General features: G+C 63.2%; 15 protein-coding genes. 9 read left to right on the top strand and 6 right to left on the bottom strand.

Annotated elements, in window-relative coordinates:
• Nucleotides 1–26: 26 nt before the first annotated feature.
• Nucleotides 27–2,675 (bottom strand): alpha-ketoglutarate dehydrogenase, encoded by a 2,649-nt coding sequence (gene mdeB / locus NL123_RS14325; protein WP_494358063.1) that lies wholly within the window; start codon nucleotides 2,673–2,675, stop codon nucleotides 27–29.
• Between the two features lie 191 nt (nucleotides 2,676–2,866).
• Between mdeB and NL123_RS14320 the strand changes: the two genes are divergently transcribed.
• From NL123_RS14320 to NL123_RS14310, 3 genes are all read left to right on the top strand, one after another.
• Complete coding sequence (locus tag NL123_RS14320; RefSeq protein ID WP_494358062.1) at nucleotides 2,867–3,781, top strand: class I SAM-dependent methyltransferase; 915 nt, start codon at nucleotides 2,867–2,869, stop codon at nucleotides 3,779–3,781.
• A gap of 149 nt (nucleotides 3,782–3,930) precedes the next feature.
• Nucleotides 3,931–4,650: a phosphatidylcholine synthase gene (gene pcsA / locus NL123_RS14315; RefSeq protein ID WP_248481817.1), complete on the top strand. Its 720-nt coding sequence runs from the start codon at nucleotides 3,931–3,933 to the stop codon at nucleotides 4,648–4,650.
• A gap of 178 nt (nucleotides 4,651–4,828) precedes the next feature.
• Nucleotides 4,829–5,608, top strand: a complete 780-nt coding sequence (locus NL123_RS14310; RefSeq protein ID WP_494358061.1) for a TSUP family transporter — start codon at nucleotides 4,829–4,831, stop codon at nucleotides 5,606–5,608.
• On the opposite strand, the gene nudC is transcribed toward NL123_RS14310, so the two are convergent.
• Both nudC and NL123_RS14300 read right to left on the bottom strand, forming a co-directional pair.
• Nucleotides 5,576–6,409 carry an NAD(+) diphosphatase gene (nudC, locus tag NL123_RS14305; RefSeq protein WP_248481818.1) on the bottom strand — a complete coding sequence of 278 codons (834 nt, stop codon included), beginning with the start codon at nucleotides 6,407–6,409 and terminating at the stop codon, nucleotides 5,576–5,578. The genes NL123_RS14310 and nudC overlap by 33 nt on opposite strands.
• 5 nt (nucleotides 6,410–6,414) lie before the next feature.
• Nucleotides 6,415–7,227: a crotonase/enoyl-CoA hydratase family protein gene (locus tag NL123_RS14300; protein ID WP_248481819.1), complete on the bottom strand. Its 813-nt coding sequence runs from the start codon at nucleotides 7,225–7,227 to the stop codon at nucleotides 6,415–6,417.
• A gap of 192 nt (nucleotides 7,228–7,419) precedes the next feature.
• Here NL123_RS14300 and NL123_RS14295 point away from each other — a divergent pair, with 192 nt between their 5' ends.
• From NL123_RS14295 to NL123_RS14280, 4 genes are all read left to right on the top strand, one after another.
• Nucleotides 7,420–8,697 (top strand): chloride channel protein, encoded by a 1,278-nt coding sequence (locus NL123_RS14295; protein WP_494358060.1) that lies wholly within the window; start codon nucleotides 7,420–7,422, stop codon nucleotides 8,695–8,697.
• Nucleotides 8,698–8,973: 276 nt separating this feature from the next.
• Complete coding sequence (locus NL123_RS14290; RefSeq protein WP_494358059.1) at nucleotides 8,974–9,528, top strand: UPF0149 family protein; 555 nt, start codon at nucleotides 8,974–8,976, stop codon at nucleotides 9,526–9,528.
• A gap of 562 nt (nucleotides 9,529–10,090) precedes the next feature.
• The gene (locus NL123_RS14285; RefSeq protein ID WP_248481823.1) at nucleotides 10,091–11,347 is read left to right on the top strand and encodes a 3-phosphoshikimate 1-carboxyvinyltransferase; all 1,257 of its coding nucleotides are present in this window, start codon (nucleotides 10,091–10,093) and stop codon (nucleotides 11,345–11,347) included.
• Between the two features lie 32 nt (nucleotides 11,348–11,379).
• The gene (locus NL123_RS14280) at nucleotides 11,380–11,769 is read left to right on the top strand and encodes a hypothetical protein (RefSeq protein ID WP_248481825.1); all 390 of its coding nucleotides are present in this window, start codon (nucleotides 11,380–11,382) and stop codon (nucleotides 11,767–11,769) included.
• Between the two features lies 1 nt (nucleotide 11,770).
• Here NL123_RS14280 and NL123_RS14275 read toward each other — a convergent pair whose 3' ends face one another.
• The gene (locus tag NL123_RS14275) at nucleotides 11,771–12,370 is read right to left on the bottom strand and encodes an NAD(P)H-dependent oxidoreductase (RefSeq protein WP_248481827.1); all 600 of its coding nucleotides are present in this window, start codon (nucleotides 12,368–12,370) and stop codon (nucleotides 11,771–11,773) included.
• Nucleotides 12,371–12,440: 70 nt separating this feature from the next.
• Here NL123_RS14275 and NL123_RS14270 point away from each other — a divergent pair, with 70 nt between their 5' ends.
• Nucleotides 12,441–13,070 carry a TetR/AcrR family transcriptional regulator gene (locus tag NL123_RS14270; RefSeq protein ID WP_494358058.1) on the top strand — a complete coding sequence of 210 codons (630 nt, stop codon included), beginning with the start codon at nucleotides 12,441–12,443 and terminating at the stop codon, nucleotides 13,068–13,070.
• A gap of 75 nt (nucleotides 13,071–13,145) precedes the next feature.
• On the opposite strand, the gene NL123_RS14265 is transcribed toward NL123_RS14270, so the two are convergent.
• Together NL123_RS14265 and NL123_RS14260 are read right to left on the bottom strand one after the other, a co-directional pair.
• Complete coding sequence (locus NL123_RS14265) at nucleotides 13,146–13,811, bottom strand: GNAT family N-acetyltransferase (RefSeq protein ID WP_494358057.1); 666 nt, start codon at nucleotides 13,809–13,811, stop codon at nucleotides 13,146–13,148.
• A 21-nt stretch (nucleotides 13,812–13,832) separates the two neighbouring features.
• Complete coding sequence (locus tag NL123_RS14260; protein ID WP_494358056.1) at nucleotides 13,833–14,738, bottom strand: LysR family transcriptional regulator; 906 nt, start codon at nucleotides 14,736–14,738, stop codon at nucleotides 13,833–13,835.
• A 113-nt stretch (nucleotides 14,739–14,851) separates the two neighbouring features.
• On the opposite strand from NL123_RS14260, the gene NL123_RS14255 reads away from it, so the two are divergent.
• Entirely contained in the window at nucleotides 14,852–16,042 is a 1,191-nt protein-coding gene (locus NL123_RS14255) for an MFS transporter (protein WP_494358055.1), read from the top strand.
• Nucleotides 16,043–16,117: the final 75 nt, after the last annotated feature.

The raw sequence follows: 16,117 nt of genomic DNA, 5'->3' as shown, positions 1-16,117 counted from the left end.
AGCCCGCACATTTTGATTTGCGCCTGTCAGGAGTTCCAGGACGCCGCACGCTCCGTCTGTAAGCCGTACTTCTCAATCGCCAGCTGACACATCCGCGCATCCAACGCCGTCAGTGCCGCCAGCACGATGTGATACCGATCCACCTCAAAGAAATCGCGCAACGCCGCCCGCGTATCACTGCGCCCGAACCCATCAGTACCAAGCACGGTGTAGCTGGAATCCAGATACGAACCGATCATCTGCGGCACGGCCCGCACGTAGTCGGACACGGCCACCACCGGCGCCCCCTTGGGCAAGCATTCAGCCAAGTGGCTGACACGTGCCGTCTGCTGCGGATGCAAGCGATTCCAGCGTTCCACCTCCCGCGCTTCCCGCGCCAGTTCGCTGAAACTGGTCACGCTGAACACCTCGCTCGCCACCTGCCAATCCTCCGCCAGCAACTGCGCCGCCGCTTGCGCCTCGCGCACCAGCGTGCCGGAACCCAACAGGCGTACCTTGGCGTCGGCCGTACCTTGCAAGCAATACATGCCCTTGATGATCGCCGCCTCCACGCCTTCCGGCAGGCTCGGCTGCGGGTAGTTTTCGTTCATCAGGGTCACGTAGTAGAACTCGTCCACATCGTGCTCCAGCATCTGGCGCATGCCGTGGTCGAGGATCACCGCGAATTCACCGGCAAACGCCGGGTCGTAGGCACGGCAGTTGGGCACGGTGGCAGCGGTGAGGTGGCTGCTGCCGTCCTGGTGCTGCAAGCCTTCGCCACCGAGGGTGGTGCGCCCGGCCGTGGCGCCGAGCAGGAAGCCACGGGCACGCTGGTCGGCAGCGGCCCAGATCAGGTCGCCGACGCGCTGGAAGCCAAACATCGAGTAATAGATGTAGAACGGCAACATGCGCAGGCCGTGGACTGAATAACTGGTGGCCGCCGCAACCCAGGAGCTGATGGCGCTGGCTTCGCTGATGCCCTCCTCCAGAATCTGCCCATCGGTGGCTTCGCGGTAGCTGAGGATCGAGCCGATGTCTTCCGGCTCGTAGCGCTGGCCCACGCTGGAATAAATGCCGATCTGCTTGAACAGGTTAGCCATGCCGAAGGTGCGCGCTTCGTCCGCGACAATGGGCACAATGCGTGGGCCCAGGGCTTTGTCCTTGAGCAGGTTGGTGAGCATGCGCACAAAGGCCATGGTGGTGGACATTTCCTTGCCGTCGGCGGCCGTGGCGAAACCGGCGTAGCCCGCTACGGCCGGCACGGTAACGGGCCCGGCGACCTGGCGTCGACTGGGCACGTAACCGCCCAATGCGGTGCGCCGCTGGTGCAGGTAGCGCAGCTCAACGCTGTCGTCTGCCGGTTTGAAAAAGCTCAGGGATTCGGTCTGTTCATCGCTCAGCGGCAATTGGAAGCGGTTGCGGAAGGCGATCAACGCATCGCGATCCAGCTTCTTCTGCTGGTGCGTGGTCATCTTGCCCTGCCCGGCCTCACCCATGCCGAAGCCCTTTTTGGTCTGGGCCAGGATCACCGTGGGCTTGCCCTTGACCCGCCGCGCCGCGTGGTAGGCCGCGTGAATCTTGACCATGTCATGGCCGCCACGCTTGAGACGGTCGATCTGTTCATCGCTCAGGCCCTCGACCAGCCGGGCCAGGGAGTCACTCTGGCCGAAGAAGTGCTCGCGGTTGTAGGCGCCGTCCTTGGCGGCGAAGGTCTGGAATTGGCCGTCAACCGTATTGGACAAAATGTTGACCAACGAACCATCGGCATCCTTGGCCAGCAACGCATCCCAGTCCGAGCCCCAGACCAGTTTGATCACGTTCCAGCCGGCGCCGGCAAACAAGGCCTCCAGTTCATCGATGATGCGCCCGTTGCCGCGCACCGGGCCGTCGAGGCGTTGCAGGTTACAATTGACCACCCACGTGAGGTTGTCCAGGCCTTCGCGGGCGGCCAGGGTCAGGGCGGACATGCTTTCCGGCTCGTCCATCTCGCCGTCGCCAAACACGCCCCAGACATGGCGGTCGGTGGTGTCCTGCAAGCCGCGATGTTGCAAGTAACGCATGAAGCGCGCCTGGAAAATCGAACTGATGGGGCCGATCCCCATGGAACCGGTGGGGAACTGCCAGAAGTCCGGCATCAGCCAGGGGTGGGGATAGCTGGACAGGCCACGTGCGCCACCCTTGGGCCCGCCGATCTCCTGGCGATAGTGGGCCAGGTCGGCTTCGCTCAAGCGGCCTTCAAGGAACGCCCGTGCATAAATGCCGGGCGCGGAATGCGGCTGGTAGAACACTAGGTCACCGCCAAAGCCGTCGCTGCGGGCACGGAAGAAATGGTTGAAACCCACCTCGAACAAGTCTGCCGCGCTGGCGTAACTGGCGATGTGCCCGCCGAGTTCGCCATAGGCCTGGTTGGCGCGCACCACCATGGCCAGGGCGTTCCAGCGCACCAGTGAAGCCAGGCGTTCTTCGGTGGCGAGGTCGCCAGGGAACGCCGGCTGCTGCTCGACGCTGATGCTATTGATGTAGGGCGTGTCGTGGCGCGGTTTCCAGTCGATGTGCGGGGCGCTGGCATCCTGGGCCAGCAGGTCGAGAATTTGCCGTGCCCGTGCGGCGCCGGCGTTGGCCACCAGTGAGGCCAGGGCGTCGCGCCATTCATCCAGCTCTTGCTGGTCAATCAGCGCTTTCGTGAAACCGTTCATGGGCACCTCCGGGCTTTTTTTCCAGTTTATGTCGGCGCCGGAGGATGTTTTGCCTGTTATCAGGCGCTGTTTTCAGCATTTTGAGCATGAATCACTGCGCCATGGCTTTTTCGCAGCACGTTGTGCTCAAGCCACCCACGACCCTGCAACTGTGTTTAAAATGCCGCCCGCTCAATGACTGACGTTTAACGATGAACCCAGACGCACTCGCCACCCTGCACGCTCATTTGCTCGCCGCCCTGCAAACGCCACCGAGCGAAACCCGCCGCCTGTTCCATGGCCGTGGTCGCTGCTGGCCGGGCCTGGAGCAACTGACGGTGGACTGGCTGCAAGGCGTGCTGCTGGTGTCGTTGTTCAAGGAGCCCGACGCTGCGCAACTGGACGCCTTGAAACAGCTGCTGCACAGCCAGTTCGGCCGTTATACCGTTGCCCTGCAACACCGCTACCTGCCGCAAAGCACCACCGAATGGCTGGCGGGCGAGCCCGTCGAAGAGCAAATCATCGTCGAAGGCGGCTTGCGCTACCTGATCGACTTGGGCAAGAAACAGAATAGCGGGCTGTTTCTCGACATGCGCTACGGCCGTAATTGGGTGCGCGAACAGGCCAGGGGCATGCGTGTGCTCAACCTGTTTGCCTACACCTGCGGGTTTTCCGTGGCGGCCATCGAAGGCGGCGCCGAGCATGTGGTGAACCTGGACATGGCCCGCGGCGCCTTGAGCCGTGGCCGCGACAACCATCGTCTCAACGGTCATGACCTGAGCAAGGTGAGTTTCCTGGGCCATGACCTGTTCAAGTCCTGGGCCAAAGTGACCAACAGCGGCCCCTACGACCTGGTGATCATCGACCCGCCCTCGTTCCAGAAAGGCAGCTTCCTGCTGACCAAGGACTACCAACGCGTGCTGCGCCGCCTGCCGGATTTGCTCACGCCGCAGGGCACGGTGCTGGCGTGCATGAACGACCCGGCCTTCGGCGAAGATTTCCTGATCGACGGCGTCACCCGCGAAGCACCGGGCCTGCACTTCGTTGAACGCCTGGCAAACCCACCGGAGTTTCCCGACATCGACCCGCAAAGTGGCTTGAAGGCCCTGGTGTTCCGCCAGGGCTGATGCCGAAACGTCTTACGCTTGCTACGCTAAGTGATACGCCGGGGCGGTGAACCTTCTTACCCCCTTCCCGGTCGATACCTGCATTCCCCGGCCAGACTCGACGGCGTCACGTTGTCGGCTGCCCCGTTTCACCTTTTGGAGAACCGCCCGTGATATCGACCCTGCATGTAGCCAGACTCAAAGCCTGGGGCGCCCACGGCTTTACCGCCACCGGCGTGGTATTGGCCTTCCTGGCCACCCTGGCGCTGCTGGAAAACTCGCCGAAGGCCTGCCTGCTGTGGCTGGGCCTGGCATTGGTGGTGGACGGGGTCGATGGTTCACTGGCGCGCCGGGTGAATGTCAGCACGGTATTGCCAAGCTTTGACGGCTCGGTGCTGGACCTGGTGATCGATTACCTCACCTATGTGTTCATTCCCGCGCTGTTTATCTACCGCTATATCGACCTGCCGGACTTCACCCACCTGTTTACAGTGTCGGTGATCCTGGTGTCGTCGCTGTTCTGCTTCTGCAACGTGAACATGAAGAGCAAGGACAACTACTTCGTCGGCTTCCCCGCCGCCTGGAACGTGGTGGCGCTGTGCGTGTATATCATCCAGCCGGAAGCCTGGGTCACCTTGCTCACCGTGATCGGCCTGGCCCTGCTGACCGTGACACCGATGAAGTTCCTGCATCCGTTCCGGGTGAAGCGGTTCATGCCGATCAATATCGCGGTGACCACGATCTGGTTGCTGTGCAGCTTCCTGATGGTGGTGGACTACCCGAACACCAACCCGTGGACGTTTGGGTTGTGGTCGGTGATGTCGGCGTATTTCCTCGGGATTTGTATCTGGCGTACGGCGCTGGAGTGGATCGACACACATCGATCGTAAGTCGACGCAGTAACAATGTGGGAGGGGGCTTGCCCCCGATAGCGGTGAATCAGCTACAGATGAGTTAGCTGGAACACCGCAATCGGGGGCAAGCCCCCTCCCACATTTGGATTTGCTGAGTCCCCGCGAGTAAGATGGCGGCCTTTCGCATAGCGCCCGCCAAGAATAAGCCCTGCCCATGCCCTTCGAACTCAGCGTAGACCTCACCACTCTCGCCATCCTGGCGGTGGTTGCCTTCATTGCCGGTTTCATCGACGCCATCGCCGGTGGTGGCGGTCTGCTGACCACCCCCGCCCTGCTCACCGCCGGCATGCCACCGCATTTGGTACTGGGTACCAACAAGCTCAGTTCCACCTTCGGCTCGGCCACCGCGAGTTTTACCTTCTATCGCCGCAAACTGTTCCACCCGCGCCAATGGGTGCACGCCATCTTCGGCACGCTGATCGGCGCACTGACCGGCGCCGTCGTCGCTCACTACCTGCCGGCCGAGACCCTGAACAAGATGCTGCCGGTGATTGTGTTCGCCTGTGGCGTGTACCTGCTGTTCGGCGGCACACCCAAGGCGCCGCTGGATGCCGACGCGCCGATCAAGAAGAAATGGCAGGCCACCCAGGGCTTCGGCCTGGGCTTCTACGATGGCGTTGCCGGTCCGGGCACCGGAGCGTTCTGGACCGTGAGCACGATGCTGCTGCACCCCATCGACCTGGTCAAGGCCAGCGGCGTGGCGCGCAGCATGAACTTCGTCAGCAACGCGGCGGCGCTGACGGTGTTCATCATCAATGGTTCGGTGGACTGGATCGTTGGCCTGGCCATGGGCGTTTCGGTGATGTGCGGCGCGTTCTTTGGCGCCCGCAGCGCAATCAGCGGTGGCGCCAAATTCATTCGCCCGGTGTTCATCACCGTGGTCCTCGGCCTGACCGTGCGCCTAGCCTGGCAGCACTGGTTCAGCGTGGCCTAGACGGCGGGCCAGGTAGAGGTCGATCAGGTAACGCGCAATCGAACGTGACGCCGGCAACGGCGGCAGGTCGTGGATGTTGAACCACTGCGCGTCCTCGATCTCATCGACCTGGGGCACGATGTCGCCACCGGCGTACTCGGCATGGAAGCCCAGCATCATCGAGTGCGGGAACGGCCAGCACTGGCTGCCCATGTACTGGATGTTCTTGACCTCCACCTGCACCTCTTCGCGGACCTCGCGGATCAGGCAGTCTTCGGCCGACTCACCCGGCTCGGCAAACCCTGCCAGGGTGCTGTAGACCCCGCTGACAAAACGTGGCGAACGCGCCAGCAGGATCTCGTCGCCACGGGTCACCAGCACGATCATGCTCGGCGAAATCCGTGGGTAGCTGCGCAGGTCGCAGGCCTGGCAGTGCATCGCGCGTTCCCGTGGCACCTGGACCATGGCCTGGCCGCAACTGCCGCAGAACCGGTGCTCGCGTGCCCAGGTGCCGATCTGCGCGGCATAGCCCAGCACTTTGTACAGGGTGTGATCGCCTTGCAGCATGAAGCCGCGCAGGCCCTGCCAACTGCAGCCCGGCACTTCGCCCGCCGCATCGAGTTCCAGCAGGTACACCGGCTCGCCATCGAGGTGGCCGATACCGTGTTCGGCAAACACCGACAGGTCCTGGCGCTTGAGCCATTCCCGGGGAAACAACGGGCCGTTGGTGTCATGCAAAAAGCCGTCGCGGCTGCGGGCGACGGCCCAGCCGCCAGGGGTGTCGTTGTCCAGCAGCGTTGTGGTAATCCAGCCTGGGGTCATGTCAGTCAATCCACGAATTCGGGTTTCTGCTTGCTCATATGGGCCGCGATGGCCACGCGCAGGTCGTTGGATTGCAACATAGCCGAGTTCCAGGTGGCAACGTATTCCAAGCCGTCATTGACCGTGTGGTCACGCATGTAGCTGATCATGGCCTTGGTGCCGGTGAGCGCAATCGGCGATTTGGCGGCGATTTCATGGGCAATCTCCATGACGCCGGCCAGCAGGCTGTCCTGATCGGGATAGACGCGATTGACCAGGCCGATGCTGCGCGCCTCCTCTGCGCCGAACTGGCGACCGGTGTAGGCCAGCTCGCGCAGCATGCCGTCGCCGATGATGCGCGGCAGGCGCTGCAGGGTGCCGACGTCGGCGGCCATGCCGATATCGATTTCCTTGATCGAGAATTGCGCGCCTTCAGCGGCGTAGCGCATGTCGCAGGCGCTGATCAGGTCGATGGCGCCGCCGATGCAGTAACCCTGGATCGCCGCCAGCACCGGCTTGCGGCAGTTGTCGACGGCGTTGAACGAGGCTTGCAACTCAAGGATCTTGCGGCGCAGCAGGCGTGCGTTGCGGCCGACATCCTTGCCAAAGTCATTGGCCACCGAGGCCAGCATCATCAGGTCGATACCGGAGGAAAAATGCTTGCCGGCACCGCTGAGCACCACGGCGCGCACGGCGTCGGTGTCTTCGACCCACTGGAAGATGTCGATGATTTCGGTCCAGAACGCGGCGTTCATGGCGTTGATCTTTTCCGGGCGGTTGATCTGCACATGGGCAACGTTGCCGGTGAGTTCGACGACGAAAGCTTGGTATTCGGACATGGCAGTGATCCCTGACTGGCGAGTGATAAGGCCCGAACTATAACAAGTGTGTGTGACGGCACATCGGCCAAAAGCGGGACGGGCAAACGTAATGGAATGTTGTGGGCGCAAGGTTCATGCAGCGCCGATACATTTCATCCCGGAGGCCCGGCTTATCGGCTATACAATCAGGGCCCTTGCCTGGAGCCGTCTATGCCGTCCACGTTGCGTTCGTCGCTGATTCTTGCCCTGATGGTGGTGTTGACCGGTATTGGCGCAGGCCTGGGCGGCATGCTCCTGGCCCTGCTGCTGCACGGTATTCAGCACCTGGCGTACGGTTACAGCCTCGACAGCCTGGTCAGCCATGAAACCTTTTTGTGGGGCGTGACCGCCGCCGCGCCGGAGCGCCGTTTGCAGGTGTTGGTAGTGTGCGGCCTGGTCGCCGGGTTGGGCTGGTGGACGCTCTATCGCTACGGGCGCCCGCTGGTGAGCATCAAGCAGGCGGTGTCGGAACAGATGCCGATCATGCCGCCCAAGACCACCCTCGCCCACGCGCTTTTGCAGATCATCACCGTGGCTCTCGGCTCGCCGCTGGGGCGTGAAGTGGCGCCCCGTGAGGTTGGTGCACTGGCCGCCACCTGGCTGTCCCAGCGTGCACGCCTCGAGCCGTCCATGCACCGACTGATCGTGGCCTGCGGCGCGGGTGCCGGGCTGGCGGCGGTGTACAACGTGCCGTTGGGCGGCGCGGTGTTTGTACTGGAAGTGCTGGTGGGCGCATTCAGTTGGCCGGCGGCGCTGATTGCGCTGGCGACCTCGGCGATTGGCGCGGCGGTGGCGTGGATCGGGCTGGGAGCGGAGTCGCAATACGTCGTGCCGCACTTCGTGTTGAGCCCGGCACTGATCGCCTGGGCCGTGGTGTGTGGGCCGGTATTCGGCGTGGCGGCCTATGCCTTCACCCGGCTGACCGGCGCAGCAAGGGCAAACGCCGCCAGAGGCTGGCGCCTGCCGGTACTGGCGCTGATCAACTTCAGCGTTATCGGCGGCCTGGCGATGCTGCTGCCGCAAATCCTCGGCAATGGCAAAGGCCCCGCGCAATTGGGTTTCGACAATGAACTGACCATCGGCCTGGCCGCACTGTTGCTGGTGGTCAAAGTGCTGATCACCACCAGCAGCCTGCGCGCCGGGGCCGAAGGCGGCCTGCTCACCCCCGGCCTGGCCAATGGCGCGTTACTGGCGATCATCCTCGGCGGCGCCTGGAGCCTGGTGTGGCCCGGCGTGCCCCTCGGTGCGTTTGCAATCATCGGCGCGGCGGCGTTCCTCGCCGCCAGCATGAGCATGCCACTGACCGCGATTGTGCTGGTGGCGGAATTCACCCGCATCGACCATGACTTCCTGGTGCCGATCATCCTCGCGGTGGTCGGCGCGGTGTGCGTGAGCAAGCTGTGCCAACGCATGGAAACTGCTGGAAAAAAGCCGGCCATATCTGACTGATGCCCTCCCATTAAGGGTGAACACGGCAATTGTGGCGAGCGGGCTTGTCCCGCGTTGGGTTGCGAAGCGACCCTGGAAGGAAGAATGCGGTGCGTCAGGTACTCTTCGGCTGCGGGTTTCAGGGCTGCTTCGCCGCCCAACGCGGGACAAGCCCGCTCGCCACAGGGTACTTATCGCCTGTTCTACCTAAAGACCTTGAAAGGGCTGGGCCCAAGCGCCATCCTTCGCGCTTTAAGCCGCCCCATTCGCGGCGCTCGACGTTTAAAGGATATGCCCATGCACGCCCAACCCCTCACCGCCGCTGAATTCGAGTTCATCGAAGACACTTTGCTTAAATACGGCGACGACCATTCGGTGCTGAACCTGGCCGAACTCGACGGCTACTTCACCGCGCTGGTGTCCAGCCCGGTGCAGGTGGACGTGGCGGAGTGGTTCCCGGCAATCTGGGGCGGCCAGAACCCGGAATGGGACAACATGGACGAAGCGCAACGCTTCCTCGAACTGTGCGTACGCCATATCAACACCCTGGCCGGGCAACTGGCCACCGACGCCACAGGCTTCAAGGCGCGCTTCGACGAAACCGAACACCAGGGCCACACCGTGACCCTCGCCGAAGAATGGTGCTTTGGCTACATCCGTGGCGCCGCCATCGGTAACTGGCCGGAACTGCCCGCCGAACAGGCCGGGCAATTGGAAAAGATTTCCTGGTGTGCCGAACAGGACAACTTCGAGTTGCCGGCCGACCTGGATGTACAGGCGCACCAGCAGCGCGTCAGTGAAATCGAACCGGCTGCGCGGGCGCTGCATGATTATTGGTTGGCACAGCGATAGGTGTATCTGAAGGACCGAAGCGCCTGCATCGCCGGCAAGCCGGCTCCTACAGGGTCCGCGTTTGCATTCGCCTTTGCTTTACACCACTCAAGCCGGCTCTCAGGCCGCTGTGCTCTGGCTTTTGATTTTGATCTTAGGCGCCCCGTCAAACACGCTGGCCGGAATTCGGCAGGGATTTGGGGGGTAAACCGGCAGGGATGCCGGTTTAGCCGCCCCGCGCCATGGATGGCGCGTGGTGGTGGCCCCCCAAATCACTGTCGAATTACGGGCACACCGAGCCTAGGCGAGGTGCCGAGTGTTGGGGCAGGAGCGTTTTGCTTACTTTTGCGCTCTATCAAAAGTGAGCCGCTGTAAGAGCGGAACCAATAGCCGCCGTTACCAAAGAGACGGATATGTACACCGTAAGGCCGCCATCGCCGGCAAGCCAGCTCCTACAATTGGAATTGATGTACACCGCCCAGTAAATTTCAGCGTCTGCGACCGCGCGCTCGACAAGCACCGCCGCTTTGGCCGATTATTCGGGTCCGCCCGCCGACCTTGCCTTGATCAGGAGCCCTGTACCTTGAGTTCGCAGAAAACCGTGACCGTTACACCGCCCAACTTCCCCCTCAATGGCAAGGTCGCGCCCCCCGGCTCCAAATCCATTACCAACCGTGCCCTGTTGCTGGCGGCCCTGGCCAAGGGCACCAGCCGTCTCAGCGGCGCGCTAAAGAGTGACGACACGCGGCATATGTCGGTGGCCCTGCGCCAGATGGGCGTGACCATCGACGAGCCGGACGACACCACCTTCGTCGTCACTGGCCACGGCAAACTGCACCTGCCGGTACAACCGCTGTTCCTCGGCAACGCCGGTACCGCCATGCGTTTTCTCACCGCTGCCGTGGCCACGGTCGAAGGCACCGTGGTGTTGACCGGCGACGACTACATGCAAAAACGCCCGATCGGCCCGTTGCTGGCGACCCTCGGCCAGAACGGCATCCTGGTCGACAGCCCGACCGGTTGCCCGCCGGTCACCGTGCACGGCGTGGGCAAGATCAAGGCTAAGCGCTTCGAGATCGACGGCGGCCTGTCCAGCCAGTACGTGTCGGCCCTGCTGATGCTTGCGGCCTGCGGCGAAGCGCCGATTGAAGTGGCGCTGACCGGCAAGGACATCGGTGCCCGTGGCTATGTCGACCTGACCCTGGACTGCATGCGCGCCTTCGGTGCCCAGGTTGAAGCGGTCGACGACACCACCTGGCGCGTGGCCCCGACCGGCTACACCGCCCACGACTACCTGATCGAACCGGACGCCTCCGCCGCCACTTACCTGTGGGCCGCGCAAGTGTTGACTGGAGGCCGCATCGACATCGGCGTGGCGGCGCAGGACTTCACCCAGCCGGACGCCAAGGCCCAGGCCGTGATCGCACAGTTTCCGAACATGCAGGCCACAGTGGTCGGCTCGCAGATGCAGGACGCGATCCCGACCCTCGCAGTGCTCGCGGCGTTCAATAACACGCCGGTGCGTTTCACCGAGCTGGCCAACCTGCGGGTCAAGGAGTGCGACCGTGTGCAGGCACTGCATGACGGCCTCAACGAAATCCGCCCGGGCTTGGCGACCATCGAAGGCGATGACCTGTTGGTAGCCAGTGATCCTGCGCTGGCCGGCACCTCGTGCACCGCGCTGATCGACACCCACGCCGACCACCGCATTGCCATGTGCTTTGCCCTGGCCGGGCTGAAGGTTTCGGGTATCCGCATCCAGGACCCGGACTGCGTGGCCAAGACCTATCCTGAGTACTGGAAGGCGCTGGGCAGTCTTGGGGTCCAACTGAGCTATTAAAGCGTCCGCGTCGGAATGGGGAGGCTCTGCACATGATCATTCGCCAACCCTGCCCACCCGGCGCCTGCGTCTGCGACCGCGAACAGCTGCTGGAGACGCCGGGCGCCGACCAGCGCATCCTCCAGCTCACGCGCCAGGAAGAGAAGAAGCTGCTCGACCGTCTTGAAGACCTCAAGAGCCTGCAGGACCTGGAGCGCATGCAACAGCTGATGTACCAGCAACTGGGCATCCGCGTGCATATCGCACCTGGCCATACCGAGGTCAAGAGCATGCGCGGGATTCAGATCGTCATCGACGATTTGCCGGGGATGTGCCGCAAGACCCGCCAATCGATCCCGGCCGCGATCCGCCGAGGCCTGGAAAAACGTCCGGAAATCGCCTACCGCCTGCTGGACGCCCACGACCTGTTTCGCGAAGGTTGAATCAACCGGCAACCGCCTCGGTTTCGAACAGTCCCCGCCCAACAGCCCTGGCCTTGTCGAGGTGCGCCTGCGCCCCGCCGCTTTCCGACTCCAGCAACAATTCTGACGTCACCACCTGCGCGCCACAGTAATCAAAAATCCCGTAGTCGATCTGCGTGCGCATCGCCTTGGCATAGCCATGCCGATCAAAGGCATCGTCATCCGCTGCGCCCAGGGCCAGCAGGTGCACTTTCAGGTGTCGCAATTTTTTCACCACAGGTGTATCGGGGCCGTACTCAATGGCCCAGCCATTGACGAACACGCGGTCGATCCAGCCCTTGAGCAAGCCCGGCAGCGACCACCAATAAATCGGGAACGCCAGCACCAGGGCGTCGGCGCGATCGAGGCGCGCCTGTTCGGCCAGCACGTCGGCCGGAGGCGTGGCGCGGTTGCGGTGGACCGCATGGTCAGCGGCGTTGTAGCGTGGGTCGAAACCTTCGGCGGCAAGGTCGGCGATCTCGAACGTGTGGCCGGATGCGCCGAGGCCGGCGGCCACCTGCGCGGCAACGCTGTGGGTGAGGGATTGCGGGTCGTGATGGGCAACAACAATCAACGCATGCATGACAAAAACTCCCGTTTAGGGTTAGGCTGGGCTTAAGTTACGATTGGTAAGTTACTTTTGGTATATAAGCATGTCAAGCCCTGCATCCCCTGCCCCACGCCGTCGCCTGTCCCGTGAAGATCGCCTGCGCCAATTACTTGAAGTAGCCTGGCAACTGGTGCGCGATGAAGGCACCGACGCCCTGACTCTCGGCCGCCTGGCGGAGTTGGCGGGCGTGACCAAGCCGGTGGTCTACGACCATTTCGTCACTCGCGCCGGGTTGTTGACCGCGCTGTACGAGGACTTCGATGCGCGCCAGAACCAGGTGTTTGTCGACGCCATCGAGGCCAGCAGCGCCACGCTTGAGGATCGTGCCTGGGTGATCGCCGCGTCCTATGTGGACTGCGTGCTGTTGCAGGGTCGGGAAATTCCGGGGGTGATTGCCGCGCTCAGCAGCTCGCCGGAGCTTGAGACGCTCAAGCGCCAGTACGAGGCGATCTTTCTCGATAAATGCCGCGATGCGCTGTCGCCGTTCGGACGGATTTCCCAGGCGGGTCTAAGGGCAATGCTGGGGGCTGCGGAGGCGTTGTCCCAAGCGGCGGCCAGTGGTGAGATCAGCCGTGAAGAGGCGCAGCAGGAGTTGTTGGCGACCATCCTGGCGATGGTCAATCGTGGGCGTGTCGAAGGAATAACCGGCACGGCGGCGGCAACTGGAGCCTGAAAAAGCCATAAGCGAGGGCGGGTTGTAGTCAGCAGGCTTGCCACAGCAAGCCCGCTCGCCACAAAAAAGGTTCACTCAACGCCCGTCAACAAACAACCGCACCTTGCGCGCCAGTTGATCGAGGTGCCGATCACGCTGTTTCTCCGCGTCCACCATGGCGCGCTTGCCATGCTTTTGCAGCAGGTACGTATGAATCTGCCGTACCTCCAGCGAGCTGTAGATCGCTGCCACATCCAGCACGCCCATCAGGCCGTCGGTGCCGTAGTCCCGCGTGTTCATCAACACCTGGGTGCCCCGTGCACCACGCACTTGAAAGCCCATGCCCTCAAATGCGGGCACCTTCTCCACTGAGCACGCCAGTTCCGCATGGGGATACCGGCTCAGCACGTCACGCATCATTGCGCGGGCCACACCCTGGCGGCGATAGCCGACTTGCACCGCCATGAACGCCACACCGCAGGCCTCGGGATCATCCTTCACGGGCAGGTACAGGCAAAAGCCCATCAGCTTTTCGCCGTCCATCGCCACCACCAACTCGACCGCAATGCCTTTGGCACCGTTGAGCGCTTCCAGGTAGAGGTGCACTTCAAAGCCCGTGGCGTATTGGTAGATGTTGTACAGCAGGTTGCTCGGCGGCAGCGCTACGCTGCTGATGTCGGTGAGGTTATCCACCACCAGTTGCAGGATCTGGCTGTTGATCGGCTCGGGGCATGGTGTGGTGTAGCGGGTAAGGCTGTACATGCAAATTCCTGGGGTTCAGCGTCAAGGCAGCGCGGATTGTACCTGTTCGGCGCATACCTCACGCAAACACCCGCGCAACCAGCGATGCGCCAGGTCGGCATCCAGCCGGGGGTGCCAGAGCATCGCCACGGTAAAGCCCGGCAGCGTCAGCGGCAGCGCAAAGCTGTAGAGGCCTGCACGTTGATGGGTGGTGTAGCGCTCTGGCACGCTGGCGATCAGGTCGGTGTCGCGGGCCAGGGCGATGGCGGTGGCGAAACCGGCGACGATGGTGCTGATCTGCCGCGTAAGGCCCACGGCTTCCAGCGCATTGTCAATCTGGCCACGGTCCTGCCCGCGCCGGGACACGTAGACGTGTTGGCCCGCAGCGTAACGCTCGGCGCTGACCGTGCCCTGGCTGAAGGCATGGCCACTGCGCACCACGCCCACCAGACGGTCGCGGAATAATGCCTGGGTCAGCAGTTCCGGGCTGGCGCTGGGGTCGACCACGCCGGTTTCCAGGTCGACACGGCCTTCGCGCAGCATTGCACTGTCCTTGTCGGTCTTGTTGATGAACCGCAGGCGCACGCCGGGCGCCTCCCCGGCGATGCGCGCCAACAGGGCCGGGCCGACATTCTCGACGAACTCTTCGCTGGTGCGCAGGGTAAAGGTGCGCTCGACCTGGGCCATGTCCAACGATTGCACGGGGCGTAGCGCGGCGTGGGCTTCCTGCACCAGGCGACTGACCTGTTCACGCAGTTCCACCGCCCTTGGCGTCGGCACCAGGCCACGCCCGGCGCGCACCAGCAATGGGTCGCCGGTGGTCTCGCGCAGACGCGCCAGGGCGCGACTCATGGCCGATGCGCTCAGCCGCAGGCGTTTGGCCGCCGCCGCAACGCTGCCTTCGGCGAGCAATGCATCCAGGGTGATCAACAGGTTGAGATCGGGCATCGGCGCTCCTTATCAGGCGTTGCATGCAGGTATTAACTGCAACTCATGCGTCTTCCGCCATGTTAGGCCACGCCGTAGATTTGTGACAGTTGCGTTCATTCAAGGAATTACCCATGCACACGTCTTCCCGTGGCAGCCTTGTCAGCCTGTCCCTGTCCATGTTGCTGGCCTCCCTCGGCACCAGCATCGCCAACGTCGGCTTGCCCAGCCTGGCGCACGCGTTTGATGCCTCGTTTCACGCCGTGCAGTGGGTGGTGTTGGCCTACTTGCTGGCAATCACCGCGGTGATTGTGAGTGCCGGGCGCCTGGGTGATCGCCTGGGGCGCCGGCGATTGTTGCTCGCCGGGTTGGTACTGTTCACCGTGGCCTGTGGACTTTGCGGCATGGCGCTGGCACTTGAATGGCTGATTGCCGCGCGCATCCTGCAAGGCCTGGGCGCGGCGGTCATGATGGCCATGGCCCTGGGCATGGTTGGCGATACGGTGACCAAGGAGCGTACCGGCCGGGTCATGGGCTTGCTCGGCACAATGTCAGCCGTGGGTACCGCCATGGGGCCAATCATGGGGGGCCTGTTGCTCAGTGTGTGGGGCTGGCGCGCTATCTTCCTCGTCGGCATACCACTGGGATCGGTGGCCGCCGCAATCGCCTACCAGTATTTGCCGGTTGATCGCCCCTGCGCGCCATCGTCCATAGGCCGAGGTTCCTGGTCCTTCCTGAAGGCGCCAACGTTACGCGCCGGCCTGGCCATGAGTGCCTTGGTCGCCGCCGTGATCATGGCCACCTTTGTGGTCGGGCCGTTCTATCTGTCCCGCGGCCTGGGCCTCGACCCTGAGTGGATGGGCCTGGCGATGGCGCTCGGCCCCTGTGTCGCGGCCTTCACCGGCGTACCGGCCGGACGTCTCACCGATCGCTTCGGCAGCCAACGCGTGACACTCGCCGGGCTGGGAGTGCTGGCCTGTGGTGCGCTGTTGTTGTCGCTGGGGTCCGGACTGATCGCCTACCTTGCCTCGCTGGTCGTTTTGACGACGGGCTATAGCCTGTTCCAGGCCGCCAACAACACGGCGGTCATGAGCGATGTGGACAGCTCGCAGCGAGGCACTGTCTCGGGGCTGCTGAACCTGTCACGCAATCTCGGGTTGATCGTCGGCACGTCCGTACTGGGTGCCGTGTTCGCCTGGGCCAGCCCGGACGTGACCCGCGCCCTGCCCCAGTCCGTGGCCTATGGCCTGCATACCACGTTCAGCGTGGCGCTGGGGTTGATCCTGCTGGCCAGTGTGATGGCATGGCGTCGCTTCAGCGCTTAACGGCCTCCAGAACACCCATTGAGGCAAAAAAACAAAAAAGGCGTTGCGCCAGACCGGGTTACATCGCGCATCATG

The sequence above is a fragment of the Pseudomonas sp. FBCC-B1565 genome (assembly GCF_059133265.1).
The sequence above is the reverse complement of the archived record's forward strand: the minus strand, read 5'-3'. Positions and strand labels throughout refer to the sequence as shown.